The 23,848-nt window shown below is 60.3% G+C and carries 19 protein-coding genes and 2 pseudogenes; 13 read left to right on the top strand and 8 right to left on the bottom strand.

What is annotated here, in order from left to right; all coding sequences use genetic code 11:
- Positions 1-134: 134 nt before the first annotated feature.
- Positions 135-1,218 (bottom strand): annotated as a pseudogene (gene ydiK, locus ACTG19_RS15310) (AI-2E family transporter YdiK).
- The gene (locus ACTG19_RS15305; protein WP_439989230.1) at positions 1,215-2,603 is read right to left on the bottom strand and encodes a phosphatase PAP2 family protein; all 1,389 of its coding nucleotides are present in this window, start codon (positions 2,601-2,603) and stop codon (positions 1,215-1,217) included. Before ACTG19_RS15305 ends, ydiK begins: the two are co-directional and overlap by 4 nt.
- A 185-nt stretch (positions 2,604-2,788) precedes the next feature.
- Here ACTG19_RS15305 and ACTG19_RS15300 point away from each other — a divergent pair, with 185 nt between their 5' ends.
- From ACTG19_RS15300 to ACTG19_RS15260, 9 genes are all read left to right on the top strand, one after another.
- Positions 2,789-3,169 carry a hypothetical protein gene (locus tag ACTG19_RS15300; RefSeq protein ID WP_005340143.1) on the top strand — a complete coding sequence of 127 codons (381 nt, stop codon included), beginning with the start codon at positions 2,789-2,791 and terminating at the stop codon, positions 3,167-3,169.
- Positions 3,170-3,425: 256 nt separating this feature from the next.
- The gene (hslR, locus tag ACTG19_RS15295) at positions 3,426-3,824 is read left to right on the top strand and encodes a ribosome-associated heat shock protein Hsp15 (protein ID WP_005340141.1); all 399 of its coding nucleotides are present in this window, start codon (positions 3,426-3,428) and stop codon (positions 3,822-3,824) included.
- Positions 3,825-3,901: 77 nt separating this feature from the next.
- Positions 3,902-4,786: an Hsp33 family molecular chaperone HslO gene (gene hslO / locus ACTG19_RS15290; RefSeq protein ID WP_005340140.1), complete on the top strand. Its 885-nt coding sequence runs from the start codon at positions 3,902-3,904 to the stop codon at positions 4,784-4,786.
- 149 nt (positions 4,787-4,935) lie between these two features.
- Positions 4,936-6,561 carry a phosphoenolpyruvate carboxykinase (ATP) gene (gene pckA, locus ACTG19_RS15285; protein WP_005340139.1) on the top strand — a complete coding sequence of 542 codons (1,626 nt, stop codon included), beginning with the start codon at positions 4,936-4,938 and terminating at the stop codon, positions 6,559-6,561.
- Positions 6,562-6,754: 193 nt separating this feature from the next.
- Positions 6,755-7,420, top strand: a complete 666-nt coding sequence (locus tag ACTG19_RS15280; RefSeq protein ID WP_005340138.1) for a GntR family transcriptional regulator — start codon at positions 6,755-6,757, stop codon at positions 7,418-7,420.
- A gap of 33 nt (positions 7,421-7,453) precedes the next feature.
- Positions 7,454-9,256 carry an aminopeptidase P family protein gene (locus tag ACTG19_RS15275; protein ID WP_100652597.1) on the top strand — a complete coding sequence of 601 codons (1,803 nt, stop codon included), beginning with the start codon at positions 7,454-7,456 and terminating at the stop codon, positions 9,254-9,256.
- Positions 9,257-9,342: 86 nt separating this feature from the next.
- The gene (locus ACTG19_RS15270) at positions 9,343-9,747 is read left to right on the top strand and encodes a nitrous oxide-stimulated promoter family protein (RefSeq protein WP_005356534.1); all 405 of its coding nucleotides are present in this window, start codon (positions 9,343-9,345) and stop codon (positions 9,745-9,747) included.
- 112 nt (positions 9,748-9,859) lie between these two features.
- The gene (locus ACTG19_RS15265; protein WP_005340127.1) at positions 9,860-10,357 is read left to right on the top strand and encodes a GNAT family N-acetyltransferase; all 498 of its coding nucleotides are present in this window, start codon (positions 9,860-9,862) and stop codon (positions 10,355-10,357) included.
- Between the two features lie 97 nt (positions 10,358-10,454).
- Positions 10,455-10,922, top strand: a complete 468-nt coding sequence (locus ACTG19_RS15260; protein ID WP_005340126.1) for a glycine zipper 2TM domain-containing protein — start codon at positions 10,455-10,457, stop codon at positions 10,920-10,922.
- A gap of 82 nt (positions 10,923-11,004) precedes the next feature.
- On the opposite strand, the gene amt is transcribed toward ACTG19_RS15260, so the two are convergent.
- A complete protein-coding gene (gene amt / locus ACTG19_RS15255; RefSeq protein ID WP_113740581.1) occupies positions 11,005-12,432 on the bottom strand; it encodes an ammonium transporter in 1,428 nt (475 codons plus the stop codon).
- Between the two features lie 505 nt (positions 12,433-12,937).
- On the opposite strand from amt, the gene ACTG19_RS15250 reads away from it, so the two are divergent.
- Entirely contained in the window at positions 12,938-13,861 is a 924-nt protein-coding gene (locus tag ACTG19_RS15250; protein ID WP_113740580.1) for a GGDEF domain-containing protein, read from the top strand.
- A 90-nt stretch (positions 13,862-13,951) separates the two neighbouring features.
- Here ACTG19_RS15250 and ACTG19_RS15245 read toward each other — a convergent pair whose 3' ends face one another.
- Positions 13,952-14,572, bottom strand: a complete 621-nt coding sequence (locus ACTG19_RS15245) for an outer membrane beta-barrel protein (RefSeq protein ID WP_157162428.1) — start codon at positions 14,570-14,572, stop codon at positions 13,952-13,954.
- Positions 14,573-14,823: 251 nt separating this feature from the next.
- On the opposite strand from ACTG19_RS15245, the gene ACTG19_RS15240 reads away from it, so the two are divergent.
- Positions 14,824-15,462 carry an exopolysaccharide biosynthesis protein gene (locus ACTG19_RS15240; RefSeq protein WP_439974704.1) on the top strand — a complete coding sequence of 213 codons (639 nt, stop codon included), beginning with the start codon at positions 14,824-14,826 and terminating at the stop codon, positions 15,460-15,462.
- A 66-nt stretch (positions 15,463-15,528) separates the two neighbouring features.
- On the opposite strand, the gene ACTG19_RS15235 is transcribed toward ACTG19_RS15240, so the two are convergent.
- Positions 15,529-16,803 (bottom strand): amino acid permease, encoded by a 1,275-nt coding sequence (locus ACTG19_RS15235; protein WP_439989229.1) that lies wholly within the window; start codon positions 16,801-16,803, stop codon positions 15,529-15,531.
- A gap of 469 nt (positions 16,804-17,272) precedes the next feature.
- Positions 17,273-18,162: pseudogene (locus ACTG19_RS15230) on the bottom strand (diguanylate cyclase).
- 348 nt (positions 18,163-18,510) lie between these two features.
- On the opposite strand from ACTG19_RS15230, the gene ACTG19_RS15225 reads away from it, so the two are divergent.
- Together ACTG19_RS15225 and ACTG19_RS15220 are read left to right on the top strand one after the other, a co-directional pair.
- Positions 18,511-18,828 carry a DUF6968 family protein gene (locus ACTG19_RS15225; RefSeq protein WP_005355042.1) on the top strand — a complete coding sequence of 106 codons (318 nt, stop codon included), beginning with the start codon at positions 18,511-18,513 and terminating at the stop codon, positions 18,826-18,828.
- Positions 18,829-18,851: 23 nt separating this feature from the next.
- The gene (locus ACTG19_RS15220; RefSeq protein WP_439974703.1) at positions 18,852-19,487 is read left to right on the top strand and encodes a Vat family streptogramin A O-acetyltransferase; all 636 of its coding nucleotides are present in this window, start codon (positions 18,852-18,854) and stop codon (positions 19,485-19,487) included.
- Between the two features lie 105 nt (positions 19,488-19,592).
- Here the strand turns inward: ACTG19_RS15220 and ppc are convergent, their stop codons facing one another.
- Positions 19,593-22,226 carry a phosphoenolpyruvate carboxylase gene (gene ppc, locus ACTG19_RS15215; protein ID WP_439989228.1) on the bottom strand — a complete coding sequence of 878 codons (2,634 nt, stop codon included), beginning with the start codon at positions 22,224-22,226 and terminating at the stop codon, positions 19,593-19,595.
- A gap of 230 nt (positions 22,227-22,456) precedes the next feature.
- The gene (argE, locus tag ACTG19_RS15210; RefSeq protein WP_113740574.1) at positions 22,457-23,602 is read right to left on the bottom strand and encodes an acetylornithine deacetylase; all 1,146 of its coding nucleotides are present in this window, start codon (positions 23,600-23,602) and stop codon (positions 22,457-22,459) included.
- Positions 23,603-23,848 lie beyond the last annotated feature (246 nt).

Genomic DNA, 23,848 nt, shown 5'->3' with positions numbered 1-23,848 from the left:
ATACCGGAACAACGGCATCTCGATCGTCCGATTACGCTTCGCTAATCGAACCTACATGGCACGGTAATAAAGCAAAGAGCCGCCCTTATGGGCGGCTCCTGGCATCAGCGATGGATGGCTGAATCGTCTTGTCGTCACTCGGCCTTGGGCGCTTCCACCGCGGCGGTCGCCGGTTGGTCATCTTCCTTGATCCAGGCATCCAGCAGGGTGTAGCCCACCGCCAACACGACCGGGCCGATAAAGAGACCGATAATCCCCATGGTCAGCAAGCCACCGATTACCCCCACCAGAATGAGGATCAGCGGCAGGTCGGCGCCCCGCTTGATCAGGAAGGGGCGCAGGAAGTTGTCCATGGTGCCCGCAATCAGTGACCACACCAGCAGGAAGGTGCCCCAGGTGGTGTCGCCGCTCCAGTAGAGGTAGCCGATACAGGCCAGCAGCACCGGGAAGGGGCCGATCTGGGCGACGATCAACAGGAACATCACCACCACCAGCACCATGGCGTAAGGGATACCGGCAATCAGCAGGCCGACACCGGCTACCGAGGATTGCACCAGCGCAGTCACCACCACCCCCATCGCCACGGCACGGATCGCCTGTGAAGCGAGCACGGTGGCATTGTCGCCACGCTGACCCGCCAGCCGGTGGGCAAAGCGGCGAATGCCGGTCGCCACCACTTCACCCGAGTGATAGAGCACACCGCAGATACCAACCGTCAGCAGGAAGTGAACGAACAGCAAGCCAAGATTACCGGCCTGAGAGGCGAGCCAGCGGGCGGTCTGGCCGAAATAGGGAGCCAGCTTGGCAAACAGCACCTGACCACCACTCGCCAGAATTTGCTGCCAGAAGTCATAGAGCTTGTCGCCCACCAGCGGGATCTGTTGCAGCCAGAGCAGCTCGGGCGGCGGTGACTGGCTGATATGGGTACCCAGCTCGATCAGCATGGGTGCCTTCTCCGCCACATTGGCCAGCGTCATAAAGAGCGGGATGACAAACATCAGCAGCAGCACCAGCGTCATAAAGAGGGCCGCCAGGGTGCGCTTGCCCCACAACAGGCGCTGCACCATCAACATCAGCGGCCAGGTGGCGATGGTGATCATGGTGGCCCACACCAGCGCAGGCAGGAAGGGCTGCAACACCAAGAAACAAGAGATAATCAGGATGCTGAGAAACAGCCCCCAGGGTTATCTTGGCCAAATCCACTTTTTTCACATTCATAGAGTTCCCTTGTCAGAGCCGTTGCCCTTGGGTCGTGTGTCGCATTTCAAGAAAGAGAGTATCCACCAGAGGCCAGCGCTCAACCAGAGCCCCAGCCCGAAAAAGAGCACAAACTGACCAAGCAGGATAGCCAGCGAACTGCTGGTCAGCAGCGGCAGCGCCCAGAGCCCCGCCCCTATCACCGCGCCCCCCGCCAGGGTGACCGCGCCGGTCACAATGGGGGGATAACCGCCGCGGGTCAGGGTAAGCAAACCGCCAACCCAGAGCCCGAAGGCCGCCATGCCTATCCCGGTCAGATGGGCCGACTGGGTCAGCCCCCCGAGCGCCAGCGCAGATGCAATCAGCAGCAGCCAAGCCGCCGACTGCCTGTCGGCACGCCAGCAGGGACGAACCGCCAGCAGCAAGGCGCCAATCAGCAGGCCCACCGCCACGTCGGAGATAAAGTGCACCCCGAGCCAGACCCGCGCCAGACCTGTGGTCAGCGCCAGCAGCAGCGCCAGCGAATAGGCCAGTCCGCGCCGGGCAGGCCAGAGCCAGCCAAGCAGCGCGCCCCAGAACAGCAGGGCCGAGGCAGTGTGACCGCTCGGCATGCCAAAGCCTTGGGCGCTGTGAGTCGCCAGTTCAGGTTGCAGATGGAAGGGGCGCGGCCAGCCGATCCCCTCCTTGCTCGCCTGCACCAGCAGCCCGAGCCAGAGCATGGCGAACAGCAGCTGACGCAACCGCGACCACCCCAACAGCGGGAGCAGCAAAGGTATCAGGGCAAGCTGAAAGCCGCCTGAACCAAACAGATTGCTGACCGACAGCCACCAGACATCGGCCCCCAGCCACTGTTGCAGACGCATCATCAGCGGGATCTCGGCCCGATGCAGCGCATTGCCCTGCGCCACGAAATCGGCCTGCCAGCGCACCTCGCTCTCGGGCAGCTCGCCAAGCCGGGCTTGCAGCCAGTCGAGCTGCTCCGGGAAGCGGCGTTGCGCACGGGGCAGCTTGTCCACCGCGATCAAACGGGCGTTGAGGATCTCCCCGCCCAGATTGGGAACCTGCAGCAGCGAGACAAAATCGGAATCTTGCTGGGCGACGACAGGCTCCAGAGTGCGGCAGGCAAAGACCTGCGCTTTCTGCCAGCGGCCAAGATCCGCGACGACTTCGCCGCGCAGGCCGGTCTCTTCATACAGCTCGCGCAGCGCCGCCTGCTCGGGGCGCTCGTCGCCATCTATGTAGCCGCCGCTCAGGCTGTAGCGGGAGGAGATGCGATCCTGCACCAGCAGCAGTTGATCCTGATGGCGGATGGCGCAGACTGCCGCCGTCGGTGCTACCGGTTCGGCGCTCAGAGCTGGCAGAGCGGTAAACAGCGCCAGCAACAGTAAAAAGAGGGTTCTCGACATCAATTTGCTTTCCCTATGCACAATGGCGACAAGCCTCCCAGAAATCAGATAGTTGGGCAATGCTGGCAGCCTGTTCAGCGCTGATCCGGCCATGATGGCCGCACCGGGAAGATTGCGATGAACGAGGGCACTCCCTACTATTGGCGGCTATCTTCAATTTCATGCAGTAAACGCTGGAGCCCTCCATGAGACAGTTCGGCTTTTTCCTCGGCATCGCCATCGGTGTCATTTTGATCCTGTTCGGCAGCATCGTCATCTTCCAGGCGCTCCCTGCCGCACTGGATGTACTGGAGATGCCAAGCCGCATCCCGTTCGTGCGCGAGGTCTACACCTGGCTGATGACCAGCGCCAACGGCCTGACCGCCCAGCTGGAGCAGAACTTCCTGGAAGCGTTCCAGACCGTGCTCAAGCTGATCCTGCTCATCACCTTCATGTGGGTCTGCGTCAAGCTGGTCAACATGGGGGTGCTGATTATCCGCGCCGGGGTTGATCTGATCCGCACCGCCATCGCCCACAGCGAAGGTCCCCACGACCAGAAGAAGCCGGATCAGCACGATCACTTCTGACTCTGACATGGTCAACGGATGTGAACGCTGCCGCCCCCAACCGGGGCGGCAGCTTTATATGCGCGGTATGAAGGCCCTTCCCAGCCCCCATGGATACCCTATAAAGCAGCGGCTTTCCCTTGTGAATCAGCAAACTGCCCATATGTTGCATCACCTTGACATGGTTTGCGCCCCGCGCGGCGGCGGCCCGGTTTCTATCCCGACCCCGTGCTCTGGTATAATCGACCACCTCTTTTCCCCGTTATGGAGCCTGTTCATGCCCAATCATGCAGAAAGTGCCCTCGAGGTTCGTCTCGACAAGTGGTTGTGGGCGGCCCGTTTCTACAAGACCCGCTCCATTGCGCGGGATCAGATCGACGGGGGCAAGGTGCACTACAATGGTCAGCGCAGCAAACCGGGCAAACAGGTGGAAGTGGGTGCACTGATCCGCTTCTGGCAGGGGCAGGACGAACGCGAAGTGCGGGTGCTGGCCTTGAGCGAGCAGCGCAAATCGGCCCCGCTGGCCCAGCAGCTCTATGAAGAGACCGCCGAGAGCCTGAAAAAACGGGCCGAGAACAGCGAGGCGCGCCGCTTCAACAGCCAGTTTGCCCCCAGCCCCGAGCGCCGCCCCGACAAGCAGGAGCGACGCCAGTTGCTCAAGGTCAAACAGTACTGACCGACACCGATTTGATACCGGGCTGGCAGCAACCCCAGCCCGCCCGATTTACCTCACCGAAAAGCCAGGAATACATGATGAGCAACCAAGATCTGCTGTATCGCTATCTGTTTGAAGAGTACGAAGTGCGTGGCGAGCTGGTCCAGCTGGATCACACCTACCGCCACGTAGTGGAAGCCCAGAACTACCCGGTGCAGGTGCAAAAACTGCTGGGCGAGCTGCTGGTCGCCACCAGCCTGCTGACCGCCACCCTCAAGTTTGAAGGCTCCATCACAGTGCAACTGCAGGGCGATGGCCCGGTGCGTCTGGCCGTGATCAACGGTGACAACAACCAGCAGCTGCGCGGCGTGGCCCGCTATGAAGGCGAGCTGCCGAGCGATGGCAAGCTGCAGAGCCTGATTGGCAACGGCCAGCTGATCATCACCATCACCCCGGAGCAGGGAGAGCGCTATCAGGGCATCATCGCGCTGGACGCCGACACCCTGGCGGGCTGCCTGGAGCACTACTTCGCCCGCTCCGAACAGCTGGCCACCAAGCTGTGGATCCGCACCGGCTACCACGAAGGTGCGCCGCGCGCTGCCGGCATCATGCTGCAGGAGCTGCCCGCCCAGAGCGAGGATCACAGCAACGACTTCGATCACCTGACCCAGCTCACCAGCACCATCAAGGATGAAGAGCTGTTCGGCCTGCAGGCAGAAGAGATCCTCTACCGTCTCTACCATCAGGACAAGGTGCGGGTGTTCGATCCGCAGGCGGTCGAGTTCCGCTGCACCTGCTCCCGCGAGCGCTGCGAAGGGGCCCTGTTGCAGATAGAAAAGGAAGAGGTCATGGAGATGGTGCAGGAGCTCGGCAAGATCGACATGCACTGTGATTATTGCGGCGCCCAGTACCAATTTAATGGGATCGATGTCGAAACCCTGTTCAGCAGGGCTCCCGGCAATGATGCAAACCAGTTACACTAATTAAAGGCGGGCAAAACCCGCCTTTAACTTTAATAACAAAAAAATACCCTATTTTATAAAGTTTGATGGCGATCGCTAAACTCTACCACCTAAGTGATAGGATGACCGTCAGATAGAACCCTACCAACCTCTGAACCCAGGAGAATACAATGACAATCGTGGCAGAACCCACCCTGGCCCAACAATTAGGACTGGACCAGTACGGCATCAAAAACAGCCAAGAAATCGTTCGCAACCCCTCTTACGAGCAGCTTTTCGCGGAAGAGACACGCCCTGACCTGGAAGGGTTCGAGCGCGGTGTGGTGACCGAGCTGGGCGCCGTCAACGTAAACACCGGTATCTTCACCGGTCGCTCCCCAAAAGATAAATATATCGTCAAAGATGCCACTACCCAGGATACTGTGTGGTGGTCTGACCAGGGTAAAAACGATAACAAAGCGATTACCCCGGAAGTGTGGTCACATCTGAAAGGGCTGGTCACCAAACAGCTCTCCGGCAAGCGCCTGTTTGTGGTCGACGGTTTCTGCGGTGCCAACCCGGATACCCGCCTGGCCGTGCGCATCATCACCGAGGTGGCCTGGCAGGCACACTTCGTGAAAAACATGTTCATCCGCCCGAGCGATGAAGAGCTGAAAACCTTCAAGCCTGACTTCGTGGTGATGAACGGTGCCAAGTGCACCAACCCGAACTGGAAAGAGCAGGGTCTCAACTCCGAGAACTTCGTTGCCTTCAACATGACCGAGAAGATGCAGCTCATCGGTGGCACCTGGTACGGTGGCGAGATGAAGAAGGGCATGTTCTCCATGATGAACTACTTCCTGCCCCTGCGCGGCATTGCCTCCATGCACTGCTCCGCCAACGTGGGTCAGGACGGCGACGTCGCCATCTTCTTCGGCCTCTCCGGCACCGGCAAGACCACCCTATCCACCGATCCCAAGCGTCAGCTGATCGGCGATGACGAGCACGGCTGGGATGACCACGGCGTGTTCAACTTCGAAGGGGGCTGCTACGCCAAGACCATCAAGCTCTCCGAAGAGGCCGAGCCGGACATCTACCACGCCATCCGTCGCGATGCGCTGCTGGAGAACGTGACCGTTGCTGCCGATGGCACCATCGACTTCGATGATGGCTCCAAGACCGAGAACACCCGCGTCTCCTACCCTATCTATCACATCGACAACATCGTCAAGCCGGTCTCCAAGGCAGGTCACGCCACCAAGGTGATCTTCCTGACTGCCGACGCCTTCGGCGTGCTGCCCCCGGTCTCCAAGCTGACCAAGGAGCAGACCAAGTACCACTTCCTGTCTGGCTTCACCGCCAAACTGGCCGGTACCGAGCGCGGCATCACAGAGCCGACTCCGACCTTCTCCTCCTGCTTCGGCGCAGCCTTCCTCTCCCTGCACCCGACCAAGTACGGTCAGGAGCTGGTAAAACGGATGGAAGCGGCAGGGGCAGAGGCCTATCTGGTCAACACCGGCTGGAACGGCACCGGCAAGCGCATCTCCATCAAGGATACCCGCGCTATCATCGACGCCATCCTGGATGGCTCCATCGAGAAGGCCGAGACCAAGGTGCTGCCGATCTTCAATCTGGAGATCCCGACCGCGCTGCACGATGTGAACCCGGCGATCCTCGACCCGCGCGACACTTACGCCGACAAGGCCGAGTGGGATGCCAAGGCCGTCGATCTGGCAGGGCGCTTCATCAAGAACTTCGAGCGCTTCACCGATAACGATGAAGGCAAACGTCTGGTTGCGGCAGGCCCGCAGCTGTAACAGGCTCGCTGCGTATCAGTGACATCATGCCGGTCAGCCACGCTGACCGGCATTTTTGTTTTTGTGGAGCCCCGAACGCTGCCATCGCTCCCGTTAAAGGGGCCAAAACCTTGCCTTTGCCCATTGTGACAGGTTAGATTCAGCCAAACTTTATACAATATACAATTCTGTAACGCGCAATCGTGACCCGACCATGACCCCACCCTACAAGACCCGAACCCAGATGGTGATGGAAAACCTCCGTGGCCGGATCCTCCGTGGGGAGTTCCCCGCTGGCGCCCCCTTGCGTCAGGATGCCATTGCCAAAGAACTGGCCGTGAGCCGCATTCCGGTGCGCGAAGCCCTGATGCAATTGGAAGCGCAGGGGCTGGTCAAGTTCGAAGCCCATCGCGGCGCCGTGGTCACCATGCTGGACGCCTCGGCCATTGAAGAGCTCTTTTATTTGCGAGCGCTGCTGGAAGCCGATACCCTGTTTCACGCCGTCGACAAGATGACGGAAGCCACCTTCGCACAAGCGGAGGCGATCCTCGCCCAGTTTGATCACGCCCTGGAGTCAGGCACCCAGATCGAACATTGGGCCGAGTTGAACCACAGCTTTCACGCCACCCTCTATCAGGCAGCCGGTCGCCCCCAGGCACTTGAACTGATCGCCCAGATCAATCTGAGCTGTGACCGCTATGTCCGCTTCGAGCTGCTCTTTGCCAGCGACGGGGTGGACAAGGCGGAGCGTGAACACGCCCAATTGCTGGAACTGTGCCGCGCCCGGCGCAAGCACGAGGCGGTGGTGCTGCTCAGGCAGCATATCGAAGCGGCAGGTCAGTCGATCAAGCGGATCCTGGCCAGCGGCCATAAAAACTGAACACTCATATAGCAACCATCTGGCACTAACGACATGAATAATTTCGAGATAATTGAAACCCGCGTCGCCCAAGTCAGGGCCGAGCTGGCCATGCAGGAGTTGGACGCCTTTATCGTCCCCCACGATGATGAGCACCTCGGCGAGTACATCCCCGCCTATGCCGAGCGGCTTGACTGGATCACCGGTTTCAACGGCTCTGCCGGCGTCGCCATCATCATGGCCCAGCGAGCAGCCCTCTTTGTCGATGGTCGCTATACGGTGCAGGCGCGGATGCAAACCCCCGCCGAACTGTTCGAATTCCTCCACCTTATTGAAAATCCTCATGTGCAGTGGCTGGCCGAACAGCTGCCATCAGGCTCCCGGGTTGGCTTTGATGCCCGCCTGCACAGCCTGACCTGGTACAAGAATGCCAAGGCCGTGCTGGCCGACCGCGGTATCGAGCTGATCCGCGTCGAGCAGAACCCCATCGACCTGAACTGGAGCGATCGCCCGGAGCCGACCAAGAGCCCGGTCATCCTCTACAGCGAGGAGCTGGCAGGCCAGTCCAGCCAGTCCAAACGTGAACAGCTGGCGGCCGACCTGCGCAAGCGCGGGCTGGATGCGGTGCTGCTGACCCAGGCCGAGCCCATCAACTGGCTGCTCAACCTGCGTGGCCGCGACATCGACCGGCTGCCGGTGGTGCTGGGCTTTGCGGTGCTCTACGCCAACACCAGCATGGATTTCTTCGTCGATACCGACAAAATTGACTGCTTCGCCTTTACCCAACACGTTGGGCAGGATGTCTCCGTCTACCCCATCGACAAGCTGGGCGACGTGCTGCAGCGCATCGGTGAAGATCAGCAGAAGGTGCTGGCCGATCCGGACAGCGCCAACGCCTGGACCCAGCTCGTCATGGAAGAGGCGGGTGCCATTCTGGTGGCTGGCCAAGACCCCACCATGCTGCCGAAAGCGTGCAAGAACGAAATCGAGCTGACCGGTATGCGTGCCGCTCACCTGCGTGATGGTGTGGCCATGACCCGCTTCCTCGCCTGGCTGGATCGGCTGGTCGCCTCCGGCGAGTTCGAGGGGGTGGATGAAGGCACCCTGGCCGATCAGGTGGAAGCGTTCCGCCGCGAGCAGGAGCACTACGTCGAGCCGAGCTTCGATACCATCTCCGCGCTCGGCCCCAACGCCGCCATGTGCCACTACCACCACACCAATGGCACCCCGCGCGCGTTCGGTCAGGACAACCTTTATCTGCTGGACTCCGGCGCCCAGTATATGGATGGCACCACCGACATCACCCGCACCATCAAGGTGGGTGAGGTGAGCGACGAGCAGAAGGCGATGTTTACCCGGGTACTGCAGGGCCATATCGCGCTGGATCAGGCCCGCTTCCCCCGCGGCACCGCCGGTATCCAGCTCGACGTGCTGGCCCGCATGCCGCTGTGGCAGGCCGGTTACAATTATGACCACGGCACCGGCCACGGCGTCGGCCACTTCCTGAGTGTCCACGAAGGGCCCCAGCGCATCGCGCCGAAAGGGAGCATGGTTGCCCTGCAACCGGGCATGGTGCTCTCCAACGAGCCGGGCTACTACCGTGAAGATGGCTTCGGCATCCGCTGCGAGAACCTGGTAGTCGTGACCGAGCTGGAACAGGTTGGCGAGCTGCCGATGCTGGGCTTCGAGCGTCTGACCTACGTGCCGTTCGATACCCGCCTGATCGACCGCAGCCTGCTGAGTCCGGCCGAATTCCGCTGGATCAACGAATACCATGTCGAGGTGTTCCGCCGCCTGAGCCCGCTGCTAGAAGGCGAGGATCTCGCCTGGCTGGAGCAGGCAACCAGCCTCATCTGATGACACAGGGCCTGCGGGCCCTGTTTTTATCCCCCCTTTTGACCTGTATCAACACCCCAAGCGAGCAGGTCAGGAGAATGGCGGCCATGAAAAGTCATCATGCCAGCCCAGCCCGGGGCTCACACGCCGCAGCCAGCAAAAAGGCGAGTGACCATCCCAGACTCATGCGCGAGCAGCAGACGGTCAGCGCCATGATCCGCCTCTACTGCCAGCACCATCATCAGGATCCCCATTGCCGCCACTGTCGCCAGTTGCGGGATTTCGCCCATCAGCGCCTTCGTCGCTGCCGTTATGGCCACGGCCACAAACCCACCTGTGCCAACTGCAATATCCACTGCTACGCACCGGCGATGCGCAAACAGATCCAGCAGGTGATGAAGTGGAGCGGCCCGCGCATGTTGCTGCGCCACCCCTGGCTCACCCTCCGCCACCTGCTCGACGGCTTGCGCAAGGCCCCCAAACTGCCCCAGAGCCGCCCCCTGCCGCCATAACCGCCAATCCCTTGCATCCGGCAGGGGATGACCACTACCCTATGACTCCTTTTCTGCCGTTGACCCCAAGGTCAGCGGCGTTGCCGATCCGTTTGCTGCCAATGGAGTCCTGATGCACCACAACCCGCCCCTGCTACGCACCGCTACCCACAATGACATGCACGCCATCTGGCAGATCGATGCCAAGGTGTTTGGCGAAGATGTCTATCCCGCCTTCTTCTTCCGTCAGGCGATGGATTTGTGGCCCGAGTTGTTGCTGGTGGCCGAATACGAGGGGCAGCTGGTGGGTTATGTGCTGGGGGGATTTGGTCAGGAGCGGTCGCAAGGCTGGGTGCTCTCGCTGGCGGTACTGCCCGAGGCACGCGGTTTTGGTCTGGCCGAGCGAATGATGCGCCAGATGGAGGCCAACCAGCAGGCGCTGCAGATCAGCGAACTGCGGCTCACGGTCGATCCGGCCAATCCGGCCCAGCGCCTCTACTACCGGCTCGGTTACACATTGCAGGCGGAAGTAGCCGACTATTTCGGCCCCGGAGAAGACCGTCTGCTGCTGGTTAAAACCCTCTCCGGTACAGCTGCGATTCAAGGACAAAACCGGTTACAGAACGCATAATTGGTTACATTTTGCCGATTTCATGTGTGACGGGGTTGGAGTAAAGTTCACTCATCAACCGGATTGTTCAAATTACGTGCAGCCCAGGAGGCCCACCATGTTGAAGCGTATGACCCTTATTGCCCTGCTGGCAGCAACCACCATCACCGGATGCGCCAACAGTGACGTTTACTCTGGCGATGTCTACACCAAGGACCGCGCCAAACAGGTGCAGACCGTCAGCTACGGCACCATCATCTCCACCCGCCCGGTGAAGATCCAGGCCGATGAGAACTCCCTGATTGGCACCATTGGCGGCGCAGTAGTCGGTGGCCTGCTGGGCAGCACAGTCGGTGGCGGTACCGGACGCGACATCGCAGCCGCAGGCGGCGCCATCGCCGGTGCAGCGGCAGGTAACGCCATCGGCAACAAGATGAATCAGGTCGACGGCGTCGAGCTGGAGATCAAGAAAGAGAACGGCGAAGCCATCGTGGTCGTGCAGAAAGCCAGCCCCACCTTCACCCCGGGCGCCCGTGTGCGCATGACCCAGGGCAATGGCAGCATCAACGTGGCCGTCGTGAACTAAGCGTGTGAACTCAGGCTTTGCAGCTTTAGAGTCATAAAAAAACCGCCGGAACCGGCGGTTTTTTGTTGTCTGGCATTCGGGATTACATGCTGTAGGCCTTCTCGCCGTGCGTGGTCACATCCAGTCCTTCCCGCTCGGCATCGCCGTTCACCCGCAGACCCACCAGCATGTCGACCGCCTTGAAGGCAATCGCCGCCACGGCACCGGACCAGAGCAGAGTGACACCGACCCCGATAGCCTGGATCTTCACCTGAGTCAGGATGGAGTAGCCCTCGGCAACCTGATTGGTGACATAGTCCCATACCCCGGTACCGCCCAGATCCGGGCTGGCAAAAACGCCGGTCAGCAGGGCGCCGAGAATACCGCACACCCCGTGTACGCCAAACACGTCCAGACTGTCATCGGCACCCAGCAGGCGCTTGAGACCGTGGACACCCCACAGACCCGCCACGCCACTGATAAGGCCCATCACCAGACCACCGCCCACACCGACGAAACCGGCTGCCGGGGTGATCACCACCAGACCGGACACAGCACCAGAGGCGGCCCCCAGCAGGGAGGGACGTCCCTTCATCACCCACTCGGCCAGCGTCCATGAGAGAGCTGCCGCAGCCGGCGCCACCCAGGTGTTGATAAAGGCGAGTGCGGCGATACCGTTGGCTTCCAGCGCGGAGCCCGCGTTGAAACCGAACCAGCCGAACCAGAGCAGGGAGGCGCCGATCATGGTCATGGTCAGACTGTGGGGGGTCATGGGATCACGACCGTAGCCCAGACGCTTGCCCACCAGATAGGCACCCACCAGACCCGCCACGGCGGCGTTGATGTGCACCACTGTGCCGCCAGCAAAGTCCAGCGCACCGTGCTGGAACAGATAACCGGCAGTTGCAGTCGCCGTGGCCGCAGCCTCGGCGCTGATATAGGCATCCGGACCCGCCCAGTACCACACCATATGAGCCAGCGGGATATAGGCGAAGGTGAACCAGATCACCGAGAAGAGCAGCACGGCGGCGAACTTGATGCGCTCGGCAAACGCCCCCACGATAAGGCCACAGGTAATGGCGGCAAAGGCTCCCTGGAACACCACATAGATTAGCTCGCTGATCCCGACCCCCTTGCTGAAGGTGGCAGCGATGGAGTCAGGGGTCACCCCCTTGAGCAGCACCTTGCTGAAGGAGCCATAGAAATTGCCCCCCTCGGTAAAGGCCAGCGAATAGCCGTAGATCACCCAGAGCACGCAGATGAGGCAGAACAGGGTAAAGACCTGCATCAGCACGCTCAGCATGTTTTTGGCCCGTACCAGACCACCGTAGAAGAGGGCCAGACCGGGGATCGACATCAGGATCACCAGCGCCGCCGAGAGCAGCATCCAGGTGTTGTCACCCTTGTTGATTGTCATGGCGGCAACCGGTGCCACCGCCGCCTGTACCTGAGCGACCTCTTCGGCCCAACTTGGGGTAACCAGCAAGGCAGGCAACATCGTCAGACCCGCCATCATCCATTTTTTGACCATAGAGCACTCTCCTTCCCTGTCGTACCGGTACAAGACCGGCTCCGTTTCCCTGATTGAATCTGTGGCGAACCGCAAGGTGTTGCTGCAACCCGCCAGAATCACACCCGCGCCCGGCACGGGGATGCCTCTTGCCACTTCCTCATCACTGCATCTGCCGTCGATGACCGCAAGAGACCGTCTGACATGTAAAAAGCATAAAGCGGGCCACAAATTTAAATCCTTTAAAATCAATGCATTAATAGGGGCGCGCATCATCAATGCACCAATTTGGCGCATGAGCTGCGCTAACCTGCCCAGGGTCGCCCTGTCGCAGGGCAGGCGATACGTCACGCACCAGAAGTGCGCAAACCCTGAGCCAGTCCACAAGCTGACGTCATCGATATCGCGCGCTGCGGGCCCGCTCGTTTACACTGACAGACCAGCCGTTTCCTGTTATCCGACCACGGCATGCCATTACGCAGCCTCTTGTTTGCAACCTGATGGCAGGCCCAATCCGAGGAACACCATGCAGTTCGATCGTCTCGACATCAGCCTCTCCCACTACCGTCATCTCGACCGGGAGCATCGCGCCCACATCGCGCTGCTGGGGATAGTGATGCTGGCCATCATGGCCCTTCATCTGTTGCTGCTGCCCCACTTCCCCTACGAACGCTTTTACGCCGTCAGCTTTGGCTTCGAGGTGATCAACTGGCTCACCATGCTGTTCCTGTTCTGGGTGGTGCAGTGCGCCCACCTGCCCACCCATACCTACCGCATGCTCTCCTGCGGTCTGATGTTGTGGATCATGGGGGCCACCGCCGACATCATGGATGAACTGGTGGCGCAGCCACTCTGGCTCGCCATCTATGCCGAGGATCTGCTGCGCTCCAGCGGCATCCTGCTCAGCAGCATCGGCATCCTGAGCACCATGCACCACCTCTTCCACATCAATACCCAGCTCAGACAACAGGCACTGTTCGACGATCTGACCCGGCTGCCAAACCGGCGCTACTTTCATCAGCAGCTGTTTCTGGAGCAGGGGATTTGCCACGCCCTCATCCTGCTGGATCTGGATCACTTCAAGGTGATCAATGACAACTACGGCCACGATATCGGGGATCGGGTGTTGCAGCAGTTTGGCGAGCTGTTGCAACAGCACTGCCCGCCCGGTGCGCTGGCGGCCCGTGTCGGGGGTGAAGAGTTTGCCATGCTGCTGCCCGTCGCCCACGAAGCCGAGCTGCAGCAACTGGCCAACACCCTGCTCACTGCGACCCGCACCATAGCCCCCGACCCGGCCCATACCATGACGGTCAGCCTGGGAGTGGGGATCCGCGAGCCCGGGGAACCGGCCGTCTCGCTGTTCAAACGGGTGGATCAGGCGCTTTATGGCGCCAAGGAGGCGGGCAGAAACTGCGCGGTATGGGCGACGCCGACTAACAAAGAGACGTGAAGAGCTACCGATTGATTGCCGATCACAGCGAAACATTGCTGCTGAAACAGGGGCCAAAGGGTCCCTGTTTCATAGGGAAAATCCCCCCGCCTAAAAGCGGAAGGTAAGACCGATATTGGCCTGCCACTGGGTTACCAGCTCCCCGCGCACCTTGAACACGCACTGCTCCGGGTTGCAGAGAAACTGGTTGTTGTCGTTAACCAGCGAACCATAGCCGCGCACCTCGGCCCGCAGGGCCAGATGCTCGGCGAGGCGCGGTTGCACCCCAAGCGCCAGCGACATGGAAGGAGTCACCTCGCTGTCGTAGGCGGCAAAGCGGGTCACCCCGATCCCGGCGCCGATATAGGGCGCCATCAGGTTGTCAGAGAGAGTCAGTGCACCGGCAAAGTGCAGGGTGTCCACCGTCAGGCGATCCGGCTGGTCGGGAGAGAGGGTGGTGGACTGGTGGCTGTAAAGCAGTTCAATCATGCCGGGATCATCCACCTCCTTGCTGATAAAGAAGCCCCAGCTGCCGGAGCTCTGTCCTTGCAGTGAATCGAGCGAGGCCGAGCGAGAGACCGGCTGCACCTCATCACTCTTCTCAAAATCGATGGCTGAGCTGTAGCCGGAAAATGGCGTCACCTGCCAACCGGATGTGGTCGCGGCCTCGCTACTCCAGGCCTGCCCCAGTGGCAGCAACAGCCCCATCATCACTATCCCGGCTCTCTTCATCATCATCCCCTGCTCCCTGTGTGATTGTGCAGAAAGCATACCAGAGGCGTCCTAGGCCCATCCTAAACGGCGGCTGTACCGGATCACTTTCATCGCGGGATTTCCCTCTCGCCGGAACCTCTGCCGAGCCGCCCCACTGGCGCCGCTATGCCCCCCTGCCACCATTCATCGACGGTTAACCTCTGCCACGTATGCTGGCGCCAAATCGGGTCATCGGGGCCCGTTATCACCACTCAAAAGGACATCAGGGAATGGTTGCCGCGCAACTCAACGACCCCACAACTACCCTCGCGGATACCCTGCGGGCCACAGCGCATGCCATCGACGAGAGCCACATTAGCCTGCGCCAGATGCTCGCGCTGGTGGGTGAACAGGGCATGCTGCTGTTTTGCGTGCTGCTCACCGTCCCCTTCCTGCTGCCGGTCTCCATTCCCGGGGTCAGCACCCCGTTTGGCCTGTTGATCCTTTTTATCGGGATCGGCATCACCCTCAATCGAGTGCCCTGGCTGCCCGCCATGCTGATGGAGCGCCGCTTCGCCGCCGACCAGCTCAAGCCGACCCTGCACAAGGGGGCGGATCTGCTGGCCCGGGTCGATCGCGTTATCCGCCCGCGCCTGCTGGTGCTGACCGGCAGCAACACGGTCAACCGCTGCAACGGCCTGCTGATCATGCTGGCCGCCCTGCTGCTGATGCTGCCCCTGGGCGCCATCCCGTTCACCAACGCCATGCCTGCCTGGGCCATCCTGCTGCTGGCCACCGGCATGTTGCAGCGGGACGGTCTGTTCATCGCCAGCGGCTATCTGCTGGTAAGTGCGACCCTGGTCTGGTTCAGCGTGCTGGCCATCGGCTTGCTGATGGCGGGCCAGAGCGCCAGCGACCTGCTCGGCTAACCCCGATGCACAGAAAAAGGGCGACCAGATGGTCGCCCTTTTTGATTTGTGCGGGATACCGCCCGGTCAAAGCAGATCGTAGATAAGGGCCGAGATGGCAAGCAGCCCCATCACCAACACAAAAAGGGTACTCGGCCCGCGATAACGCTTGAGTGCGGGCAAGCGATAGATGGAGCAGGCCGGCAGCAGAAACAGGATCACCGCGATCAGCGGGCCACTGACGCGCTCGATAATGTCGAGCACGTTGGGGTTCAGATAGGTGATGACGGCGGTCACCATAAACAGGATCACCGACGACACCCGGGCGATGGTCGACTCCTTGAGAGAGAGCCCCAGCCCCTGACAGGCACCGCTCACCATGCTCACCGTCCCCTCGCTCACCCCCATGGAGGTGCCTAGGAAAGATTTGGACATGGCCAGAATGGCGATGAGCGGCCCCACATAGGCGATCAGCGGGTTGGAGAACTTGTTCGCCAGCGCCGACAGCACGGAGATATTGTCGGTGCGGGCCAGCGCCATCTCGGCCTGACTCAGACTCATCACGCAGCTCACCACGAAAAAGAGCACGCTGCCGCAAATCAGCATACTGCTGTACTTGATGATCCGCTTGGCGCGCAGATCGGCACTCTCTTGGCAACGCTTCTTCTGCGCCGCGCTGAAGGAGGAAATAATAGGTGCATGGCTGAAGGAGAAGACCATCACCGGCACGATCAGCCAGAGGGATTTCCAGAACGCCGGGTCACGCCAATCCACCGCCTGACTCTCGCTGAAATAGGAGAGGCTCCACTGGGGCAGCAGATAGATGGAGAGGCCAATCAGAAAGGCAACCATCGGCAGTGCCAGCACGCTGATGGCCGACACCACGATCTGTTTGCCAGCCAGCAGCACCAGATGCAGGCCCAGCATCACCCCCAGCACCAGCAAGCCGCGCGGAAGCTCGGCATCCCCCAGCTGGTGGACCACGAAGCTCTGGATCGCATTGGTGATGGAGATGCTGTAGACCAGAATGATGGGGTAGAAGGCCATCAGATAGACCAGCATCAGCAGCTTGCCCGCCTTGGCACCGAAGTGCTCCTCCACCACATGGGTGATATCCCCTTCCCGATGGGAGCTGGAGAGCACAAAGCGGCTCAATGCACGGTGGGAATAATAAGAAAGCGGAAAAGTCAGCAATAAAATAAACAGCAAAATAACCGGGGAATTACTGCCAACAGTAATAGGGAGAAATAACGTACCGGCACCGACAGCAGTGGCATATAGGCCCATGGTCCATACCGAATCGCTTTTCTCCCATTTCAATTTTGAAACAGGGTTACTCTTTTCAGCAATAGAAACACTCATTGCAATATATACCTTATTAATCTGTCATCATTATTTTTATTGGCCCGAATAACAGGCTGGAGATATGTCGTTGCATATCGCCCTGCACATGAAAAAAACAACGCCGCCAGCGACCAACTGGGCCACCGGAGAGAAACGGAGCTGCCACGCTACCATCGTTGAAATCGCTATCCGGGTCAAGGTTAATAATTCATGACTGTTTGAATCGGAATGTTTCAAAAGACAACAGGATGTATCACATTCGTCACCCAAAACCCGATTCACGCCTGTTTGATAACATACCGATAATACCTCATGCTGTTGTCCAACAACATAAATAAGACCAGCGAACAGGCCGATAATATTAACACCTTAAGCTGTGGAATATGAAAATAATACGGCCAACTTTTCTACTAATTGACAGTGATGTCAGCCAATTTATTCAGGGTAAAAGCGCAGGCTATTTCCCACAGCGACCGGAGCGGCACTTTCAACCTGCCGGGCAGTGCGCCACCCGGTTGCGCCCTGCCCGCTTGGCCCGATAGAGCCACTCGTCGGCCCGGGCCAGCGCCTGATTGATCTCCTCCTCCGGCTGCACCAGGGTTGTGCCCAAGCTGACCGTGATAGCGACCGGATCGGCAGGCAGCGCTTCGACCGCGGCACGGATCTGCTCCGCCATCTGCAGCAAACCGGCTTCATCGATCCGCGGCAGCAGGATCAGAAACTCCTCGCCACCGCTGCGCACAAAGAGATCGTCCGCCCGCAACAGGGCATCGATACAACTACTGAAGCGCTGCAAGGCCCGATCTCCCTGCTGGTGGCCGTAACGATCGTTGATCTGCTTGAAGTGATCGATGTCGAGCATGATAAGACCGCAGGGCGCATCTCCTGCACGCAACGGCTGGCAGTGCTCGAAGAAGAAACGGCGGTTATGGAGGCCAGTCAGCTGGTCGGTTTCACTCTGGCGCAGCAGTCGCTGCTGCAACTCGTACTGGCGGGTGATATTGCGGGTCACCCAGGCCACCGCCCGCTTGCCATCATAGAGGGAGGGCAGCGGCGCAATCTTGCCCTCGAAACGCTGTATCCCTTGCGGCCCGGCGGCAGCATTGATCCCCCCACCTCGGCTGCTGAGAGCTCATACTCCACCACTCGCACCTGACCGCTCGCCAGCGACTCGGCTACCTGCGCCTTGACCCACATGGCCATCTCGGGTGGCAGCACATCGGCCAGCTGCTTGCCCGCCAGCGGATTGCCGTCGTGATAGGATTGCTGCTCCATGCCGCCGATATATTCCACGTAATAGCCATCTTCACTGAGAATAAAGACGGGATCTGGCAGCTGGGCCATCACTTCATAAAGCTGGGTTACCGAAAGCGCCACGGAGACTCCTGTACTTCAACGTCAAACAGGGGGGAGATATTCTGCCTCAAGAGGAATCACACGCCCTCATCGTCAGCGCAGAAAAATCTGCGGCCACAGCCAACAATCCTTTACATCTAGCAGCCTGCCAGCCTCTCGGCCACCACGGGTGGCCAGCGCGTTGCTACTCCCGCCACTGCGCTCGCTCACAGCGGCGAAAGCCCCCTCCCCCGGTCGCGCATATCCCATTGTTTCAACTCACAAGTTCATTTACGCTGGCCGTCCTGAGTCCAGTTTTCACCTCATCAGCCATCAGGGAGCCAGCCACCCGCAACCGCAGGGGCTGTACCACGGAAAAGGAATCGCCAGATGAAAAACGCCATCGTTACCGCCCGCTTCGACGCTATCAGCACCGAAGGGGAACAGCTCACCCTCAAGATCGCCATCAAGGCCCCCGAGCCGGATCCCAAGTCCGCCAGCGGTGACTGGCGCTGCAAGGTGAAGCTGGCGGGGCTGAGCGACAAGACCTTTATCTACGGCATCGACAGCCTGCAGGCCCTGAGCCTCGCCATCAAGTTTGTCGAAACCGAGCTGCGCGCTTTCTCCGATGCGGGCTGGCAATTCTATCTACCCAATTGCCCAGATCACCCCATCGACATGAGCGCCTGCTACTTCCCGGCGCTCTAGCCCGGCCAATCCAAGGAGACCAGATGCACGGACCCGATCCCGCCAATCCCCACCCCATGAACGGCTTTCCCCAGGTGTGCTTTATCAAAAACACCATCAAGGGGCCCAATATCGAGGTGGGTGACTACACCTATTACGACGACCCGGAGGATTCGGCGGGCTTCGAGCGCAACGTCCTCTACCACTTCCCCTTCATCGGCGACAAGCTCATCATCGGCAAGTTCTGCGCCATCGCCCGCGGGGTGAAGTTCATCATGAATGGCGCCAACCACCAGACCTCCGGCTTCTCCACCTACCCCTTCTTTATCTTCGGCAACGGCTGGGAACATGCCGCACCCGCCCCGGGCAGCCTCCCCTACAAGGGGGATACCGTGATCGGCAACGATGTCTGGATCGGCTATGACGCCCTGATCATGCCGGGAGTAAAGGTCGGCAACGGCGCCATTATCGCCGCCCGCTCCGTGGTCACCGGTGACGTGCCCGCCTATGCCGTGGTCGGCGGCAATCCCGCCAAGGTGATCCGCTACCGCTTCGACGACGACACCATCGCCCGTCTCAATGCCATCGCCTGGTGGGACTGGCCGGTGGAGCAGATCAGCCGCAACCTGCCGCTTATCAGCGGCGGCGAGATAGCCGCGCTGGCAGCGGCAACCCCATAGAGACAACCTGTAAACCAAGCGAGATCGTAGAAACAACAAAGGGCGCCTTGTCGGCACCCTTTGGCTTGATGGATATAACTGAAGCCTGCTGGATTGAGCTGGCTATCAACCGGTGTTGCGCATACCTGCGGCAATACCGGCGATGGTGACCATCAGCGCCTTGTCCAGCTCGGGGTGCAGGGTCTCCGGGTGGTTGCGGGAGCGGTTGAGCAGCTCGGCTTGCAGCACGTTGAGCGGGTCAGTGTAGGGGTTGCGCAGCTTGATGGACTCCTTGATCCAGGGCTGATCCTCCAGCAGATCCCCGCGCGGGCTCAGTTTCAGCACCACCTCGATGGATTCGGCGAGCTCCTGACGCAGCTGTTTGCCAAGGCCCCACAGCTCCTGCGGCACCAGACGGGTGTCGTAGTATTCGGCCAGCCAGACATCAGCTTTGAGGAACACCATCTCCAGCATCTCGAGGCGAGTGCGGAAGAAGGGCCACTGGGCGCTCATCTCTTCCAGCACCGCCAGCTTGCCGCCGTCGATCGCCTGCTGCAGCGCCTTGTGGGCACCGAGCCAAGCCGGCAGCATCAGGCGGTTCTGGGTCCAGGCGAAGATCCACGGAATGGCGCGCAGACTCTCGACGCCGCCGTTGGGCTTGCGCTTGGAGGGACGGGAGCCGAGCGGCAGCTTGCCGAGCTCCATCTCCGGGGTAGCGGCACGGAAGTAAGGGACGAAGTCCGGATGACCGCGCACGATACTACGGTAGTGATCGCAGGAGTCGGCGGCCAGCTGTTCCATCACCTCGCGCCAGCACTCTTTCGGCTTGGGCGGTGGCAGCAGGTTCCCTTCCAGCACGGCGCTGGTGTAGAGCTCCAGACTCTTGATCGCCACTTTCGGCAGACCGAACTTGAAGCGGATCATCTCCCCCTGTTCGGTGGTACGCAGACCGCCGCGCAGGGATCCCGGCGGCTGGGAGAGGATGGCCTGATGGGCTGGCGCACCACCACGACCGACGGTACCGCCACGGCCATGGAACAGGGTGAGGCGGATATTGTTGGCCTCAGCCAGTCCCACCAGGGATTCCATGGCGGCGTACTGGGCCCAGCCAGCGGCCATCATGCCCGCATCCTTGGCAGAGTCGGAGTAACCGATCATCACGTACTGACGGCCCTGAATGTAGCCGCGATACCAGTCCACCGAGAGCAGACGCTCCATCACGGCGGTGCCTGCCATCAGGTCATCCTGGGTTTCAAACAGCGGTGCGACCGGCATGCGGAACTTGCAGCCCACCTCTTTGAGCAGCAGTTGCACCGACAGCACATCGGACGGCGCACCGGCCATGGAGATGATGTAGATGCCGAACGCATCGGGGTCGTGCTGGGCGATGACCTGACAGGTATCCAGCGTCTCGCGCACCTCGGCGCTCGGCTCCCAGTCGTGGGGAATGAGCGGGCGGCGGGAGTTCAGTTCGTTGAGCAGGAAGGCCTGCTTGTCATCTTCGCTCCACTCGGCGTAGTCACCCAGACCCAGATAGCGGGTCAGCTCGGAGAAGACCAGCCCGTGACGCTCGCCATCCTGACGGATATCGAGCTTGACCAGATGGATGCCGAAACAGGCGACCTTGCGCAGCACATCCAGCAGCATGCCATCGGCGATGTTGCCCATGCCGCAGGCGTGCAATGAGTGGTAGCAGAGCTCCAGCGGCTCGCGCAACTGGGCGGTGGTCTTGACCAGATCCTGGCTCTCGCTCGCCTGACCCTGCACCTTGGCGGTCAGGTGCTCCTTGGTTTCGCGCAGCGCTTCACGCAGCTCGCGCACCAGCGCGCGGTAGGGCTCGGGGTGATCGCCAACGCGAGCACGCACGGCGTCGGTACAGTCGGACATGGAGAGCTCGGAAGTGAGCTCCTTGATGTCTTTGTAGAACAGGCTCACCGCCATCCAGCGGCCCAGCTCCAGCACTTCGGCAGTCACCTTGGCGGTGACGAAGGGGTTGCCGTCGCGGTCACCGCCCATCCAGGAGGTGAACTTGACCGGCGCGGCATCCAGCGGCAGCCGCACACCCAGATGGTGTTGCAGACGCTCGTCCAGATTGCGCATGAATTCGGGAATGGCAGGCCACAGGCTGTTCTCCACCACGGCGAAGCCCCACTTGGCCTCGTCGACCGGAGTCGGGCGCTGTTCGCGGATCTCGTTGGTGTGCCACGCCTGATTGATGAGCTGTTCGATGCGATTGAGGATCTTGTCCCGCTCGCGGGGCAGCAGGTCGGAAAGTTCCAGCGCCTCGAGGCAGTCGTTGAGCTGTACGTGCTTGTGGATCAGGGTGCGGCGGGTCACCTCGGTCGGGTGAGCGGTCAGCACCAGATCGATATCCAGCTCGCGCACGGCTTGAATGATCGCCTCTTGGGACAGGTTGGAGGCTTTCAGTTTGTCGAACATCTGCTCCAGCGGATCCGGGGTGCAGACCTGCTCTTCGCAGCGACGGGAGATGGTGTGGAACTGTTCCGCCACGTTGGCGAGATTGAGGAACTGGCTGAAGGCGCGAGCCACCGGCAGCAGTTCATCATCGCTCAGGGTGCGCAGGGTATCGAGCAGACGCTCCCGGTCTGATTCATTGCCCTTGCGGGAGGACTTGGCCAATTGGCGAATGGTTTCGATCTTGTCGAGAAAGGCCTGACCCTGATGATCCTTGATGGATTTACCCAGCAGCTGACCCAGCATGCCTACGTTGGCGCGTAGTGCGGCGTACTTTTCGTTCATTCCACATCCTTATCTTGTTGGTGCCTGACACCCATCCGGGGTGCATGACAGCCTCACTTATTGTTGTGCGATTACAACATATGCTCCGTCATCTTAGGGTGACAATCTACCCAGATTGTCTGCGCAAGGTCAAATAACAGGCCGATTCAGAACATGTATTTCCGTCACCACTCCACAACCGGCTTGTTATGTAACTTTCTTACAGTTTTACGCTCCTTTCACTGCCGCCGCTACAGGCAAAAACGTCTGATCAGGTGCTGCAACACTGAAGTGGTGGGCTTGACGAAGGAGAGGTCGAGATACTCATCCGGCTGGTGCGCCTGGGTGATATGGCCGGGGCCCATGACGATGGTCTCGCAGCCAAGCTGCTGGATAAACGGCGCCTCGGTGCAGTAGTTGACCGACTCGGCGGCGCGACCGCTCGCCTTCTCAGCTTCGCGCACCAGCACAGAGTCGTCGGCGCAGGCGTAGGCGGGAATGGGCTCGTGCAGATGTTGCAGATGCAAGCAGCCCGGCTGGTGGATCTCGATGGGTGACAGCGCCTCTTTGAGCATTCCCATCAGCTCGTCAGGCCCCACCTGCGGAGTGGGCCGCAGGTCGATATGCAGCTCGCAGCAGCCGCAGATGCGGTTCGGGCTGTCACCGCCCTGAATGTAACCCAGGTTCAGGGTCGGCTGCGGCACGGCAAAGCGGTGGTCGGCGTAGCGATCTTTCAGATCCTGCTGCAAGCGCAGCACCTGCCCCATCGCCTTGTGCATGATCTCCATGGCGTTGACGCCGTTGGCGGGATCCGAGCTGTGACCACTCTTGCCGGTAATGCGGATCGCCTCCGACATGTGTCCCTTGTGGGCCACCACCGGCACCAGTCCGGTCGGCTCGCCAATCACGGCGTAGTCGGGTTTGAGATCGGCTGCGGCGGCGATGGCACGGGCCCCCGCCATGGTGGTCTCTTCGTCGGCAGTGGCGAGAATGCGCAGCGGCTTGGTCAGCTTGGTGAGGTCAATATCTTTGAGCGCCTCGACGATAAAGGCGAAGAAGCCCTTCATGTCGATGGTGCCGAGGCCATAGAGACGGCTGCCCTCTTCGGTCACCTTGAAGGGATCCTTGCTCCACCCTCCTTCATCAAACGGCACCGTATCGGTGTGGCCCGCCAGCAGCAGACCGCCCTCCCCCTGACCAATCGTCGCCACCAGATTGAACTTGCCCGGCAGGTCGGGGAGCGCCGTTACCTCGCACTGAAAACCGAGCTGACCGAACCAGTCGGCCAGCAGCCGGATCACCGCCTCGTTGCTCTGATCCCATTTGGGATCCGTGCTGCTGATAGAGGGAATCGCAATAATATTCTTATAAAGTGAAAAAAAATCCAGATTGGCCATCAGCTCCTCCTTGCGTCCCCGGAATGTTTCTGTTAGAAAATACAAATGCAAAGTGAGTGCATGAATATTCTGCAATTTTACCTGAATATCTGGCTCATCAACAAAGGCTTCTAGTTGTAAGGGAAAGTTAATGTTCTGTCACCTGATCTATAACCGACGACACACACCCGCCTGAATTGCCCCTCCGCACTTGTGCAAAGGGGCGATCGAACACCCTTGCGCACTGCAGCGTCATGCTGTGAATCT

The organism is Aeromonas sp. 3P (assembly GCF_051919745.1).
Lineage (GTDB): Bacteria > Pseudomonadota > Gammaproteobacteria > Enterobacterales > Aeromonadaceae > Aeromonas > Aeromonas veronii.
Note: the sequence above shows the minus strand (reverse complement) of the source record. Positions and strands in the feature narration are given on the sequence as shown.